The sequence below is a fragment of the Geobacter sp. genome, from assembly GCA_009684525.1.
In the GTDB taxonomy this organism is placed as follows: domain Bacteria; phylum Desulfobacterota; class Desulfuromonadia; order Geobacterales; family DSM-12255; genus Geoanaerobacter.
In genome coordinates, this window is the sequence record WKKR01000001.1 from 563,308 (window position 1) to 577,490 (window position 14,183).

At 60.0% G+C, this 14,183-nt stretch carries 13 protein-coding genes; 6 read left to right on the plus strand and 7 right to left on the minus strand.

The window, feature by feature from the left end:
- Window positions 1–72: 72 nt before the first annotated feature.
- The 6 genes from GJT30_02560 to GJT30_02585 all read right to left on the minus strand — a co-directional run bounded on the left by GJT30_02560 (window position 73) and on the right by GJT30_02585 (window position 8,337).
- Entirely contained in the window at window positions 73–774 is a 702-nt protein-coding gene (locus GJT30_02560) for a response regulator (protein MSM38492.1), read from the minus strand.
- An 18-nt stretch (window positions 775–792) separates the two neighbouring features.
- Window positions 793–3,468, minus strand: coding sequence for a DUF4118 domain-containing protein (locus GJT30_02565; protein MSM38493.1), 2,676 nt, complete (start codon window positions 3,466–3,468; stop codon window positions 793–795).
- Window positions 3,465–4,034 (minus strand): potassium-transporting ATPase subunit KdpC, encoded by a 570-nt coding sequence (gene kdpC, locus GJT30_02570; protein MSM38494.1) that lies wholly within the window; start codon window positions 4,032–4,034, stop codon window positions 3,465–3,467. Before kdpC ends, GJT30_02565 begins: the two co-directional genes overlap by 4 nt.
- Window positions 4,035–4,111: 77 nt before the next feature.
- Window positions 4,112–6,181 carry a potassium-transporting ATPase subunit KdpB gene (gene kdpB, locus GJT30_02575; protein ID MSM38495.1) on the minus strand — a complete coding sequence of 690 codons (2,070 nt, stop codon included), beginning with the start codon at window positions 6,179–6,181 and terminating at the stop codon, window positions 4,112–4,114.
- 69 nt (window positions 6,182–6,250) lie between these two features.
- Window positions 6,251–8,032 (minus strand): potassium-transporting ATPase subunit KdpA, encoded by a 1,782-nt coding sequence (kdpA, locus tag GJT30_02580; GenBank protein MSM38496.1) that lies wholly within the window; start codon window positions 8,030–8,032, stop codon window positions 6,251–6,253.
- A 56-nt stretch (window positions 8,033–8,088) separates the two neighbouring features.
- Window positions 8,089–8,337 (minus strand): hypothetical protein, encoded by a 249-nt coding sequence (locus tag GJT30_02585; GenBank protein ID MSM38497.1) that lies wholly within the window; start codon window positions 8,335–8,337, stop codon window positions 8,089–8,091.
- Between the two features lie 258 nt (window positions 8,338–8,595).
- Here GJT30_02585 and GJT30_02590 point away from each other — a divergent pair, with 258 nt between their 5' ends.
- The 6 genes from GJT30_02590 (at window position 8,596) to GJT30_02615 (ending at window position 13,232) form a co-directional block, all read left to right on the plus strand.
- The gene (locus GJT30_02590) at window positions 8,596–9,672 is read left to right on the plus strand and encodes an AI-2E family transporter (GenBank protein MSM38498.1); all 1,077 of its coding nucleotides are present in this window, start codon (window positions 8,596–8,598) and stop codon (window positions 9,670–9,672) included.
- Between the two features lie 313 nt (window positions 9,673–9,985).
- Window positions 9,986–10,840: a zinc metalloprotease HtpX gene (gene htpX / locus GJT30_02595; protein ID MSM38499.1), complete on the plus strand. Its 855-nt coding sequence runs from the start codon at window positions 9,986–9,988 to the stop codon at window positions 10,838–10,840.
- Between the two features lie 51 nt (window positions 10,841–10,891).
- On the plus strand, window positions 10,892–11,662 hold the full coding sequence (locus GJT30_02600; GenBank protein MSM38500.1) for a TerC family protein: 771 nt from the start codon (window positions 10,892–10,894) through the stop codon (window positions 11,660–11,662).
- A gap of 22 nt (window positions 11,663–11,684) precedes the next feature.
- Window positions 11,685–11,975, plus strand: coding sequence for a hypothetical protein (locus tag GJT30_02605; GenBank protein MSM38501.1), 291 nt, complete (start codon window positions 11,685–11,687; stop codon window positions 11,973–11,975).
- Between the two features lie 70 nt (window positions 11,976–12,045).
- The gene (locus tag GJT30_02610) at window positions 12,046–12,270 is read left to right on the plus strand and encodes a ribbon-helix-helix protein, CopG family (protein MSM38502.1); all 225 of its coding nucleotides are present in this window, start codon (window positions 12,046–12,048) and stop codon (window positions 12,268–12,270) included.
- A 248-nt stretch (window positions 12,271–12,518) separates the two neighbouring features.
- The gene (locus GJT30_02615) at window positions 12,519–13,232 is read left to right on the plus strand and encodes a hypothetical protein (protein MSM38503.1); all 714 of its coding nucleotides are present in this window, start codon (window positions 12,519–12,521) and stop codon (window positions 13,230–13,232) included.
- Between the two features lie 17 nt (window positions 13,233–13,249).
- Here GJT30_02615 and GJT30_02620 read toward each other — a convergent pair whose 3' ends face one another.
- The gene (locus tag GJT30_02620; GenBank protein MSM38504.1) at window positions 13,250–14,158 is read right to left on the minus strand and encodes a pirin family protein; all 909 of its coding nucleotides are present in this window, start codon (window positions 14,156–14,158) and stop codon (window positions 13,250–13,252) included.
- Window positions 14,159–14,183 lie beyond the last annotated feature (25 nt).

Sequence of the window (14,183 nt, forward strand, 5' to 3'; positions counted from 1 at the left end):
GAATCTAGCAAAATCAGCCACCCTTGTAAAACAAAACATGCCCCCGGCGCCAACTCATCATGTGGTGCGGCACTAGCCTTCCTTCAAACGGTACCCCACCCCCAGTTCGGTCAGGATGTAGCGTGGCCGTGAGGCGTCCGGCTCGATCTTTCGCCGCAGGTTGCTGACATTGACCCTGAGCAGATGGGGCTGCTCGACATAGGCCGGCCCCCAGATCTGCCGGAGCATCTGCCGATGTGTGAGGACCTTTCCCGCATGGGTCACCAGGAACTTCAGCAACTCGTACTCAGTGGGCGTAAGCTGGACCTCCTCCCCCCGGACTAGGACACGGCGCCGCGGCAGATCCACCTCCAGCTCATCGACCCGAAAAACCGGCTCGGGCACAGTCCGGATGGCCCGGCGCAGGGCTGCGCGCATCCGGGCCAACAGTTCGCCGATGCCGAACGGCTTGGTCAGGTAGTCATCGGCTCCGGCATCCAGGGCGTTCACCTTGTCGTCCTCCCGCTCCCGTACCGACAGGACGATGATCGGGACCGGAGACCATTCCCGGATCCGCCGAATCACCTCGACCCCGTCGAGATCGGGCAGGCCCAGATCGAGCAGGATCAGGTCGGGCCGAACCGCTGCAGCCGCGGCCAACGCGGCATGGCCGGTTTCGGCCCGGTGCAGGGAAAATTCTTTATCCAGAATGGCATGGAGAAAACGCTGGATTGCCACCTCGTCGTCCACGATCAGAATGCGAGGAAGATTGCTGCTGCCCGTATCGGTGCCCATGGTTTCCGGTCCTTTTCGTCACGTTTTAAGCGGCAGCCGCACAATGATCCTGAAGCCGCCGCCGGAGAGATTTTCCGCCCGAATCCTTCCCCCATGCGCTTCGACGATCCCCTTGCAGATGGAGAGCCCGAGACCGGTCCCCCCTGCCCCTTCGGGGACCGGAATCCGGTAAAACTTGTCAAAGATCCTTTTCAGGTCATGCTCCGGCACCCCCGGTCCCTGATCCGTCACCTCCAAGGTAAGCCATTCCCGGTCGCTGCGTGCCGCGATCTCGATCGGGCTTGCGGGCGGCGCATATTTCACGGCATTATCCAGGATGTTCACCAGCACCTGGGTCATCAGCACCATATCCATGCTTACCAACGGGAGATCGGGAGGGAGTTTTACCGCAATGGCCCGACTGCTGACACTCTGGTCCAGCGCGGCAAGGGTGCAGCCGACCAGGTCCTGAATATCGCACAGCTCCTGTTTCAGGACGACATTCCCCGATTCGAGCCTGGTCATGTCCAGCAGGTTGCCGACAAAACGGTTGAGACGGTCCGCCTCACCCCAGGCCGTATCCAGGAGGTCGCGCCGGGCCGCTTCTCCCAGAGTGCAGTCTTCCTTGCGCAGGCTCGCCAGCACTCCGGTGATGGAAACCAGCGGGGTCCGCAGGTCGTGGGAGACGGAATTGAGCAGCGCCCGCTCCAGGTTTTCCCTGGCCTGGAGGATCTGAGTCTGTTCTGCCTGCTTGGCCAGCTGGACCCGTTCGATAGCCATGGCCGTCTGCATGGCAAAGGCGTCCAGCAGGCGGCGGTTTTCCGTGGAACGATAATCGGTTTCGTTCTCCATCCGCACCCCGAGTACCCCCAGGATGGCAGCCTGGGTCGAGAGCGGCAGATAGATCATCCCGGCCGAGACAAGCGTTTCCGTTCCACGCCCGGCCGGTTGCCGGTTGCGGAACACCCAGTCTGCCACTGCCTGTTCCTTCAGGTCGACCGCGAGCTCCTGGCTGGCAGCAGCTATCTCCAGCCGCTCCCCCTCCGGCAGGAAAAGGGCCATCCGCGCATCCAGGGCGCTTTCCACGTTCCTGACCAGCGCCTCGAAGATTGCGGCCAGGTCTCCGGCAGCGGCCAGATCGCGACTCAGGTAGTAGAGACTGGCGGTCTGCACCTCCCTGGTGCGGATCACCTCGGCCCGTTCGCGAGAGCGGGCCACCAGCGAGCTGATTACCACACCGACGACGAACAGCCCCACGAACGTCATCAGGTACTGGGTATCTGCCACGGCAAAGGTGAGACGTGGGGGGACAAAGAAGAAATCGAAGGCCAGCACCCCGAAAAAAGCGGTGGCCACGGCCGGGCGCCTGCCGAGACGAACCGCGGCCAGGACCACGGCCAACAGGTAGAACATGACCATGTTGGTCGGCACCAGAACGGAGCGGAACATCTCACAGACCAGAGTCACCGCAGCAACCAGGACGAGACTGCCGGTATAGCCAGCCAGATTGAACGGCTGTCTCGGTTTTGCAGCCATTTTTACCGGGGCAGATACAGGCGCTGCGAAACTGACTACCATCACGTCAATGGAGCCGCTCTGGCGGATGATACGATGCACCAACGGCGGGCTGACAATCTCTTGCCAGCGTGAACGATGGGGCTTGCCCATGACGATCTTGGTGATGTTGTGCCGCCTGGCAAAATCGACCACCGCATCGGTCACCGAAGGTGCCGTCACCGTTGCCACCTCTGCGCCCAGGCTCTCTGCCTGCCGGAGGTCCCGCCAGACCCGCTCCCTGTTTTCATGTGCATGCCGGCCACCGTCGGGTGTCTCGACGTACAGGGTCATCCAGCCTGCCTTCAGTTCGTCGGCCAGGCGCCGGGTGGCGCGGATCAGGGTGTCGCTGTTCGGGCTGCCGCTGACACAGGCCAGGAGACGTTCCGCTGTCGGCCAGGGCCCGGCGATGGACTGCCTCTCCATGTAGGCCCGCATCTGGTCGTCGACGCGGGCGGCTGCCCGCCGCATGGAAAGCTCCCGCAGAGCGAGCAGGTTGCCGGGGCGGAAAAAGGTCTCCATGGCGCGGGCCGCCTGCTCGGGGATATAGACCTTCCCTTCACGCAGGCGCTGCAGCAGGTCATCGGGAGAGATATCGACCAGTCGGATCTCTGCAGCCTCGTCCAGGAGCCGATCGGGCACGGTTTCCCGCATGACGATGCCGGTGATCTGAGCGACCACATCGTTGAGGCTTTCAAAGTGCTGGACATTCAGGGTGGTGTAGACATCGATGCCGGAAGCCAGCAACTCAGCCACGTCCTGCCAGCGCTTCTCGTGGCGGCAGCCGGGTGCGTTGGTGTGGGCCAGTTCGTCAACCAACACGATCTGCGGCTTGCGGGCCAGCACCGCATCGATGTCCAGCTCAGTCAACACGACCCCCTGGTAGCTGACCCGGGCCTTGGGGATGATTTCCAGTGCCGATAGCGCCAGAAGCGAGTCTGTCTCGAATCGGCCGTGGGACTCCACATAGCCGACCACCACGTCACAGCCTTCGAGCTTACGTTGCTCGGCAGCCTCAAGCATGGCATAAGTCTTCCCCACGCCGGCCGCATAGCCGAGAAAGATCTTCAGTTTGCCCCGTCCCTGTTCCGCTTCTTCGGCCTGGGCTCGTTTCAGCAGGATTTCGGGAGAAGGGCGATTGTCGTCGCCTTGATCGGTCATGGGGTCAGCTTATCCAATACACCGTTGACTGCAAGCACATTCACCCGCGATTCGCCGAAAATGCCGAGCAAACGGTTCTCGGTATGGACTGCAACAATGCGTTGCAGTTCCTCCTCGCTCAGGTTGCGGGCTCTGGCAATGCGCGGAACCTGCATCAGAGCCGCTGCGGGTGAAATGTGGGGATCGAGGCCGCTGGCAGATGCCTGGACCATCTCGGCGGGTATCGTTCCTGAGATGCCCGCCGACCGCAGGGACTTGACCCGGTAGGCAACGGTCTGCAGGTAGGCCGGGTTGGTGGGGCCGGCATTGGAACCGCCCGAGCCTGCGGGATTGTAGGCACTGTCAGGAGTAGTCGACGGCCGTGGCCAGAGATACTTCGGATCGGAAAAGGGCTGGCCGATGAGTGCCGAACCGATTTCGCGGCCATTCGCGCCGGTGATGAAGCTTCCCTGGGCCTGGTGCGGGAAGACAACGGCGGCAACGCCGGTAACCACTGCGGGATAGAGACCACCGCAGATGACGGTGAGCAGGAAAAAAAGCAGCAGCGCAGATTTCAGGTCTTTCATTGATCAATTCCCCCCTCCCCCCTCTTGCCCCAAGAGGGGGAGATGTTCGCCTCGAGCTACTCCCCTTTTCTCCACTGCTACAGTAACATCCCCACACACAGGTCGATCCCCTTGATTCCTACGAACGGCACGATAATCCCCCCTACCCCATAGATGAGGAGGTTGTGGATCAGGAGCCTTTCGGCCGGCAGCGGGCGGAATCTGGTCCCCTTGAGCGCCAGCGGCACCAGCATCGGGATGATGACGGCATTGAAGATGACCGCCGACAGGATGGCGCTGTAGGGGCTTGCCAGGTGCATCACGTTGAGCACTCCCAGCTGCGGATAGATGGAAAGCAGGGCCGCAGGGATGATGGCGAAGTATTTGGCGATGTCGTTGGAGATGCTGAAGGTGGTCAGGTTACCCCGCGTCATGAGGATCTGTTTACCCACCTCGACGATATCCAGCAGTTTGGTCGGGTTGCTGTCCAGGTCGATGATGTTGGCTGCCTCGCGAGCCGGCTGGGTGCCGGTATTCATGGCAACCGCCACATCTGCCTGGGCCAGGGCCGGGGCATCGTTGGTGCCGTCGCCGGTCATGGCCACCATGAATCCCGCCTCCTGGTTGTCCCTGATCAGGCGCAGCTTGTCCTCCGGCTTTGCCTGGGCCAGGAAGTCGTCCACCTGTGCCTCGGCGGCGATGGCCGCTGCGGTGAGCGGATTGTCGCCGGTGATCATCACGGTCCTGATTCCCATGCTGCGCAGTTGCAGGAAGCGCTCCTGGATGCCCGCCTTGACGATGTCCTTCAGGTTGACGACCCCCACGATCTCCCTGTCGCAACTGACCACCAGCGGCGTGGCCCCGGCCCGGGCGATCTTGTCCACGATCTCGGCGAGTTTGTCGGGGATGGCCTTCGCTCCCTGCTGCTTCACAAAGGCGACCAGGGAATCGGACGCCCCCTTGCGGTACTGCTGCCCGCCGAGATTGAGCCCCGATAGGCGGGTATCGGCGCTGAAAACGATCGGTTCGGCATCGGCAGGAAGCTCCTCCGCCTGTAGACCGTACTGTTGCACGGCAAGCGTCACGATGCTGCGCCCCTCCGGGGTTTCGTCGGTCAGTGATGCCATCAGAGCGGCTTCGGCGACCTCCCGTTCGTTATGTCCTCCCACCGGGACAAAGGCGACCGCCTCCCGGTTGCCGTAGGTAATGGTGCCGGTCTTGTCCAAGAGGAGCACGTTCACATCGCCCGCCGCCTCGATGGCCCGGCCGGACAGGGCGATGACGTTCTTCTGGAAGAGCCGGTCCATGCCGGCGATACCGATAGCGGGCAGGAGCGCGGCGATGGTGGTGGGAGCAAGACAGACAAAGAGCGCCACCAGCACGGTGAGCGATATGGGAGACCCCTGCCCGGTAGCCTTGACGCTATAAATGGAAAGGGGGCTGATATTGGCGCAGACCAGCAGGAAGACCAGGGTCAGGGCGATCAGCAGCACCTCCAGGGCGATCTCGTTAGGGGTCTTGCGCCGTTTGGCCCCTTCGATCAGGCCGATCATCCGGTCGAGAAAGGTCTCGCCCGGATTGGCGGTTATCCGGACGATGATGGCATTGGCGATGACCGTGGTCCCCCCGGTCACCGCGCTCCGGTCGCCGCCGGACTCGCGCACCACCGGCGCAGACTCGCCGGTGACCGCCGACTCGTTCACCAGCGCCGCACCCGTCACCACGTCGCCGTCGCCTGCTATCACATCGTTTGCCTCCACCAGGACCAGGTCACCCTTTCGGAGCTGGCCGGCGCCTACCGTCGTAAAAGAGCTCCCGAATTCCGGCTTGACAAGGAGCTTAGCGGTCACCTCGGCACGTGAACTCCGCAGCGACGCAGCCCTCGCCTTGCCACGCCCCTCGGCCAGCGCCTCGGCAAAGGTCGAAAAGATAACGGTAAGCCAGAGCCAGAGGGAAACGGTACCGGTGAACCAGGCCGGCTCGCGATTGACGCCGGAAAGAGACATGATAAAGGTCACCACGGTGATGACGCTGGCGATCTCCACACAGAGCATGACCGGGTTATGCCAGAGGACGCGGGGATCGAGTTTCTTCAGGGCTTGGACAAAAGCGGGGCCCATGATCCGCGGATCGAAGATCGATATCGGCTGAGGTGCGTGTTTGGACATGGTAATTGATCTCCTGTAGGCGTCGCTCCTCCATTGCCCCGCCGATCGGGCAACCAAACAGGGTTGTCCCTACCCGACCATGGTCAGGTGCTCGACAATCGGCCCTAGTGCCAAGGCCGGGAAAAAGGTCAGCGCCCCGACGATCATGATAACCAGGGTCAGCCAGAGGGCAAAGGGGACCTTGTCGGTCGGCAGGGTCCCGAGGCTCGGCGGGACATACTTCTTTTCCGCCAGCGACCCGGCCATGGCCAGGATGGAAATGGCCGGGACATAACGACCCAGCAGCATGGCCAGGGAGCCGAGGATGGTATAGAAACCGGTGCTGGCGTTGAGGCCGGCAAAGGCGCTGCCGTTGTTGTTTGCCATCGAGGCAAAGGCATAGAGCACCTCCGTGAGGCCATGAGCTCCAGGATTGGCCATGGAAGAAACAGCAGAGGGGGTGACCATGGCAATGCCCGACATGACCAGCACTGTAACCCCGGCCGTCAGGATCGTCAGTATCGACATCCACATTTCCCGCACCTCGATCTTTTTCCCCAAGTACTCCGGGGTGCGTCCGATCATCAGGCCGGAGACGAAGACCGCTATCACGGCAAAAGCAAGCATGGTATAGAGCCCGGAACCAACGCCGCCGAAGACGATCTCCCCCAGAAGGATCAGGCCCAGGGGGATCATGCCTCCAAGCGGGGTGAGGGAATCGTGCATGGCGTTCACCGCGCCGCAGGAGGTGGCGGTGGTGGCAACGCTAAACAGGGCGCTGCCTGAGACCCCGAAACGGACCTCCTTCCCTTCCATGTTTCCACCCTGGACTCCAAGAACGGAGACTAGCGGGGTACCGGTCGTTTCAGTCCAGTACAGAAGTCCGAATGAGAGAACCAGCAGGAAGAGCATGACCCCGAAGAGCGCCCGTCCCTGGGCGATGTTCCCGACCATCAGGCCGAAGGTAACCGTGAGTCCGGCCGGAATCAACAGGATCAGGAGTATCTCCACGAAATTGGTGAGCGGTGTCGGATTCTCGAAGGGGTGGGCCGAATTGGCGTTGAAAAAGCCGCCGCCATTGGTTCCCAGCTCCTTGATCGCCTCCTGGGATGCCACCGGCCCCATGGGAATCAGGGCATCCTTGACTGTCACGGTTTCCATGACCGGCCTGCCGGCTGCATCCCTGAGCGGGTTGCCATTTCCATCCGACTTCGGTTTTTCAAGGCTTGCGGGCTGAACCAGCGGCACGTTCCGGTAGGCGCCGAAATTCTGGATCACCCCCTGTGAAACCAGGAACAATGCGGCTATGAGTGAAAAAGGGAGCAGGATATACAGAGTGCCGCGCGTCATATCCACCCAGTAGTTGCCGATGACCGTGGTTTTGCGCCGTGCGAAGCCGCGGATCAGGGCAATGGCGACCGCCATGCCGGTGGCTGCAGAGACGAAGTTGTGGACAGTGAGACCGGCCATCTGGGTAAAATAGCTGGCAGCCTGCTCACCGCTGTATGCCTGCCAGTTGGTGTTGGTGACGAAGCTGACAGCCGTGTTGAACGCCAGCTGCCAGGTGAAGCCGGGCATCCGCTGCGGATTGAGCGGCAACAGGTGCTGTAACAGCAGCATGGCAAAGAGTGTTACGCCGAGTACCAGGTTGAACAGAACCATGGACCGGGCATACCGTTGCCAGGTCATCTCATCGTCCGGATCGACCCCGCAGAGTCGATAGAAGAGGCGTTCGCAGGGGCCGATCAGGGGAGTCAGAAGAGTCGGCTCTCCCTGGTAGACCTTCTTCATGAATCCGCCCATGGGCCGGGCAAGCACAACAAGCAACGCCAGCAAAACGAAGGACTGGATGAGATCAGCATAGACTGGCATGGCTTCTCACTTTCTCTCACTGGTACATGGTGCAATTGTAGCGCATTTCATGTAGCTTACGAGCTGCGCGAATCCGGATTTTGAGCCGGAGCACCGGCTACTGCCCGAGTCTGCCGGGAAACCTCAGCCAGATTCCTGATATCCCATCTCTGTGCAACAAGGTCAAATACCGCAATCTCACCCCTGTTACACGACGGAGGAGGCACAACGGTCGTTGCATCGTCCATCTCGGAAATGAGAGCATCATCCTCGAACTCCTCTCCCTGATAAATACCGCTGTCCCGATCGAAAAAATAGATTTTCATGACGCGAGACCTCCGTTTCCGATCTGATGTATTTTATCTAGTATCAAGATATGACATCCGATATAAATTAGGTTTCAAGATAGGCTCTGAACGTGTCAAAAACTCATCAAGATCGAAAGATCGCCGATCAAATAAAACGAGCGCTTTACAACGAGGTTGTTTCAGGATATTGAGCAGATGTACGCTTAGATGTTGGGAGGGAGTCTCAGACTGCGCGGGGAGATTCCTCCGGTAACCTTCACTCGCAAGGGAATGTGTATGGACCGCAAACTATATGTGACATTATTCGTTCTTTTCATGACCTGCCTCTTTCTTTACCTTGTCTATGTCATTCTTTCGCCGTTTCTGAATGCGCTGGGCTGGGCTGGAGTCATCTGGACCGTTACCATCCCGCTCCACGCCAGGCTGCTGCAACGCTGCAAAGGCCGGGAAATAACCGCAGCCGCGCTGATGACCACGGTGGTTGTCCTTACACTGATCATCCCCATTATGATTCTGGGCATCTCTCTGACGCAGGAGACAGCAGCAGCCTATTCCTATCTCGAAAGCGCTGCCCAGGGCTCTCGCCTGCTCGAATTTCAGGACCTGTTGAACCACCCGTTGGTCGGCCCCTGGCTGAAACGGATTATGCCAATGATCCAGCCTGTCAGCCAGGAGATGGATACCATGCTGCTGGATGCCGTAAAGCGAGGGGTTTCCTCCCTGCTCAACTACTCCACTGGCATCCTGAAAAACTTTTTCGGCTTTTTCATCAACATGGTCCTGATGGTGATCACGCTGTTTTTCCTCTACAAGGACGGTCGGCGGATGCAGGAAGGATTCTGGCGGGTTGTTGCCATCAGCGAAAATAATCGACAGATCATAATCGCCACGATCAAGCGTGTCGTGAGAGCCGTGATGTACGGCATCTTTCTCACTTGCCTGGTGCAGGGAGCGCTGGGGGGGCTCGGTTTCTGGGTCGCCGGGTTACCGTCGCCGTTTCTCTTTGGCGCTTTGATGGCGATCTGTGCCCTGGTCCCCCTGGTCGGAACGGCCCTGGTCTGGCTGCCCGGTGCCGGATACCTGCTGCTCCACGGCGAAATTCTGAAGGGGGTGTTGTTGATCGCCTGGGGGGTTCTGGTGGTCGGTTCCATCGACAATTTCATCAGGCCGCTCTTCATCAGCGGCAAGGCCCAGCTCCCCATCCTGGTGATAGCCCTCGGCGCCCTGGGCGGCCTCCTGGCATTCGGGCTTCTGGGTGTAATGATAGGACCGATCATCCTGGCCATGATCATCGTTTTCTTCGACCTATACCAGTCTGAAGGCCCGCTGAACAAGGGGACTGAAAACGGCTGACGTCTGTGGAGCGCCTGTATACGCAAGGCGGGACGATCATACCACGGCACATAGTCGGCAAGGCCGACCGTTATCGGGAAACGGGTTGAAAAATTGCCTTGACAACCGACCCGATGATTATTATTGTTTCGATATCGTAAAGGGGAGTAGTTATCGGCCACCGACAAGGCCGACCCGGTTTCCGTCAAGACGGCCGCAAGGCCCGGAACCGGGGCAGAAATCTGCCAACAAGACCTTTATCCAGGCAACAGTGCCGCGGGTAAAGGTCTTTTTTTTTACCCCGGCGATTACCAGAACGTTGGAGGTAGACACCATGAATCAACTCAAGACAACCCTTCTCCTTTCACTGCTCACCGTGCTGATGGTCCTGATGGGGAGCGCCATCGGCGGCAAGACCGGCATGGTCTTCGCCTTCTGCATGGCACTCGCCATGAACTTCTTCTCCTACTGGTTCTCCGACAAGATCGTCCTGAAGATGTACGGCGCCCAGGAGATCGGCGAAAACGACCATCCCGCTTTCTACGGCATGATTCGCCGCCTGGCGTTGCAGGCCGGCCTCCCCATGCCGAAGGTCTACATCGTCCCTTCGGAGAGCCCCAACGCCTTTGCCACCGGACGCAACCCGGATCATGCCGCGGTCGCCGCCACCGAGGGGATCCTGCGCATCCTCTCCCCGGAGGAGTTGGAAGGGGTCATGGCCCATGAATTGGCCCACGTCAAGAACCGTGACATCCTCGTCTCCACCATTGCCGCCACCTTTGCCGGCGCCATCTCCATGCTCGGCAACATGCTGCAGTGGGGGGCCATGCTCGGTGCCGGCCGGAGCGACGAAGATGGCGAGGGAGCAGGCGGACTGATCGGTTCGCTGGCCATGGCGATCATTGCCCCGATTGCTGCCATGCTGATCCAGATGGCGGTCTCCCGCTCCCGCGAATACCTGGCCGACGAAAGCGGCGCCCGCATCTGCGGCCAGCCCCTGGCCCTGGCAAACGCCCTGCGCAAGCTCCACACGGCCTCGCAGATGATCCCGATGCAGGAAGCGCGCCCCGCATCGGCGCACCTCTTCATCGTCAACCCGCTCACCGGCGGCAGCCTCATGTCCCTCTTCTCCACCCATCCCCCCATGGAGGAGCGGATCGCCCGGCTGGAAGCGATGAGCCCCCGGTAAAATTGCAGCAGAAACGGGCATAATTCATCATAGAATAAGGAGCCTCACACCATGGAGTGGTTGACTGATCCCCAGGTCTGGCTGGCGCTGGCGACACTGACGGCGCTGGAGATCGTGCTCGGCATCGACAACATCATCTTTATTTCCATCCTTGCCGGGAAGCTTCCAGCCCACCAGCAGGAAAAGGCCCGCCTGACCGGGCTCGGCCTGGCGATGTTCATCCGGATAGCCCTGCTCTTTTCCCTTACCTGGCTGATGGGTCTCACCGCCCCGCTCTTCACGGTAATCGGCAACGAGATATCGGGAAGAGACCTCATCCTTCTCTCCGGCGGGCTCTTTCTCCTGGGGAAAAGCACCATGGAGATCCACGAGAAGCTGGAGGGGAAGGAAGGGCACTCCAGTACCCGGGCAGGGTCAAACTTTGCCGCGGTCATCGTCCAGATCCTTCTCCTGGATATCGTCTTTTCCCTCGATTCCATCATCACCGCCCTGGGGATGGCCAGCAAGGTCGGGGTGATGGTCGCTGCGGTAGTCCTGGCAGTCGGCTTCATGATGCTCTTTTCCGGCAAGATCAGCGCCTTCGTGGATCGGCACCCGACCATCAAGATGCTGGCCCTTTCCTTCCTCATCCTGATCGGAGTCGCACTGATCGGCGACGGTCTGGACCGGCACCTTCCCAAAGGATATATCTACTTCGCCATGGCCTTTTCCGTCATGGTCGAGATGCTTAACCTCCGCCTTCGTCAGACCGGGACGCCGGTCAAGCTTCATCAGCCATTTACCGAAGAAGAGGAAAACGCGGCACTTGAAAAAACCAGCTGAATTCAAACCAAGGAGGATGCAGATGAAATGTCCCGTCTGTGACAACGTGGATCTCCTGATGTCCGAACGTCAGGGAGTAGAGATCGATTACTGCCCCCGCTGCCGCGGGGTCTGGCTTGACCGCGGCGAACTCGACAAGATCATCGAGCGGTCCGACAACAGTGAGACAGCCCCTGCCCGACCGCAACAGCGGGCACCTGAACCGGCGCCCGCCCCTGTCCATTACCAGCACGGCATGCCCGGTCACCACCAGGGTGGCTACAAGCCGCACAAAAAGAAATCGCTGCTTTCGGATTTGTTCGATTTCGATTGATTCAACAAAAGCAGGCAGTCGGTTTATCGCAGAAACAAACCGATCATATTTCACAATAGGAGGAGAGGAGATGCGCTATTACAGAAAAAAACCCCAGGATGAATCGTCAAAGGCACAAAAGCGAAGACGGGACGACACTGCGTTGAAGAATGTCGTTTCGCTACGGATCAGTGATAAAGAAAAAAAGATACTTGAACGGATAACCAAGGCAAGTTCAAAGAATGTGTCGGAGGTGATCCGCGAGGCGCTGGATCTCTGGATGGCACAGCGGCAGCGACTCTGTCTCGATGTATGACCTGACAGCACCCCTTGCCTGAAAGATCCCCTGCAGGGGCCGGACACTATGCCGGCCCCTTGCCTGTCCATGAGAACCCCTCCGGAATCTCCCACCCCTCGATCCGCCGTATCAGCGCTTTTATGCTAACAGGATGAGATTCTCTTTGCTCTTGATTCCGGGCATGATACACATATGGTATGCTCTTTCAGGGTTGAACCTGTTCGCGCTCACAGTCAATCTGCAAACCCGGAACCAGAGGAGATCCCATGTGCGGCCGATTTACCCTACAACTGAGCGCGACACAGCTTGCCGAAATCTTCATGCTTGCAGAGATGCCTGACCTGCTGCCCCGCTTCAATATTGCGCCGAGCCAACAGATTGCTGTCATCAGGAGCCTCGGCGGCGAAAACCGGCTCGATCTCATGAAATGGGGCCTTGTTCCGTCATGGGCCGACGATCCCGCCATCGGCTACCGGTTGCTCAATGCACGGGCGGAAACTGTCTTTGAAAAGCGCACCTTCCGTCAGGCGGTCCGCACCCGCCGATGCCTGATCCCTGCCACCGGCTTCTACGAATGGCGTCAGCACGACACGGAGAAATCCCCCTACTATGTCGGCATGGCCGATGGTTCTCCCATGGGGTTTGCCGGCATCTGGGAACACTGGAAAACCCCTGAAGGCGCCATCCTCGAATCCTGCGCCATCCTGACGACCAGCGCCAACAAGCTCATGGAAGAGATCCATGACCGGATGCCGGTCATTCTGCATCCTGCCGAATATTCACTCTGGCTGGACCGCGAGGTATCCGAGCCCGAGAGGCTTCTCCCTCTCTGCAAGCCCTACCCTCCCGGTGTCATGACGGCCTATCCTGTCACATCCCTTGTCAACAACCCACGAAACGATACACCGGAATGTATCCTCCCCCTGGGGCCGACCGATGCAACCTCCAGCCCGGAACAGGCGCCCCTCCTGATTGACTGACCGGTCCGCCCCGGCACTCACCGTTTCTTGATGAACGTCCCCTTTTCGAATTCCTCGAAGGCAATCCGCAACTCCTCCTGGGTGTTCATGACAATGGGACCGTACCAGGCAACCGGTTCGTGCAGCGGTTTGCCGGCGATAAAGAGAAACCGGACCCCCGCTTCCCCGGCGGTAACGCAGATCTCCGCCCCATCCCGCTCATAGAGGACAACCGTTTCCGGCCCGCAGATGCAGCTCCTGGCGACATCCGTCCAGCCGGCTCCCATCATTTCATAGGCAAAGGCGTCACGGCAATCGTCGAAATACCCCTCGCCGGCCAACAGATAGGCAATGGCCGTATGCCCCTCCTTGACCGGATGGCGGAACTCCGTGCCGGGAGGGACGCTGACGTCGAGCATCTCCGGTTCGATGACGATGTCCTGCACCGGCCCCTCGGTGCCGTTCAGGCGGCCGCTGACGATCTTGATCCTGACGCCGGAGTCCATGACGACTTCGGGGATATCGGCAGCCTTCACGTCCCGGTAACGCGGGGCCATCATCTTCTGCGCCGCCGGCAGGTTGGCCCAGAACTGGAACCCCCACATGGTCCCGGTCGGGCTTTTGCGCGGCATCTCCTGGTGGATGATGCCGCTGCCGGCCGTCATCCACTGCACGTCACCCGCACCGATCACCCCTTTGTTCCCCATGCTGTCGCCATGCTCGACCAGCCCCTCAAGCACGTAGGTGATGGTTTCTATGCCACGGTGGGGGTGCCAGGGGAAGCCGGGCAGGTATTCTGCCGGGTTGGAGGTATGGAAATCGTCCAGCATCAGGAATGGATCGAAGAGCGGCACCTGGGAATAGCCGAATGCCCGCTTGAGATGAACGCCGGCCCCCTCGATGGTGGGCCGGCTCTTCAGGATCCTGCCGATTTTTCGCCTGGTCATGGTCCCCCCTGCTCAAGATAGTGTG

Excerpts from the sequence above, each read along its gene's own strand:
- GJT30_02560 (MSM38492.1), bottom strand. The coding sequence starts at position 774 with ATGGGCACCGATACGGGCAGCAGCAATCTTCCTCGCATTCTGATCGTG.
- GJT30_02565 (MSM38493.1), bottom strand. The coding sequence starts at position 3,468 with ATGACCGATCAAGGCGACGACAATCGCCCTTCTCCCGAAATCCTGCTG.
- kdpC (MSM38494.1), bottom strand. The coding sequence starts at position 4,034 with ATGAAAGACCTGAAATCTGCGCTGCTGCTTTTTTTCCTGCTCACCGTC.
- kdpB (MSM38495.1), bottom strand. The coding sequence starts at position 6,181 with ATGTCCAAACACGCACCTCAGCCGATATCGATCTTCGATCCGCGGATC.
- kdpA (MSM38496.1), bottom strand. The coding sequence starts at position 8,032 with ATGCCAGTCTATGCTGATCTCATCCAGTCCTTCGTTTTGCTGGCGTTG.
- GJT30_02585 (MSM38497.1), bottom strand. The coding sequence starts at position 8,337 with ATGAAAATCTATTTTTTCGATCGGGACAGCGGTATTTATCAGGGAGAG.
- GJT30_02590 (MSM38498.1), top strand. The coding sequence starts at position 8,596 with ATGGACCGCAAACTATATGTGACATTATTCGTTCTTTTCATGACCTGC.
- htpX (MSM38499.1), top strand. The coding sequence starts at position 9,986 with ATGAATCAACTCAAGACAACCCTTCTCCTTTCACTGCTCACCGTGCTG.
- GJT30_02600 (MSM38500.1), top strand. The coding sequence starts at position 10,892 with ATGGAGTGGTTGACTGATCCCCAGGTCTGGCTGGCGCTGGCGACACTG.
- GJT30_02605 (MSM38501.1), top strand. The coding sequence starts at position 11,685 with ATGAAATGTCCCGTCTGTGACAACGTGGATCTCCTGATGTCCGAACGT.
- GJT30_02610 (MSM38502.1), top strand. The coding sequence starts at position 12,046 with ATGCGCTATTACAGAAAAAAACCCCAGGATGAATCGTCAAAGGCACAA.
- GJT30_02615 (MSM38503.1), top strand. The coding sequence starts at position 12,519 with ATGTGCGGCCGATTTACCCTACAACTGAGCGCGACACAGCTTGCCGAA.
- GJT30_02620 (MSM38504.1), bottom strand. The coding sequence starts at position 14,158 with ATGACCAGGCGAAAAATCGGCAGGATCCTGAAGAGCCGGCCCACCATC.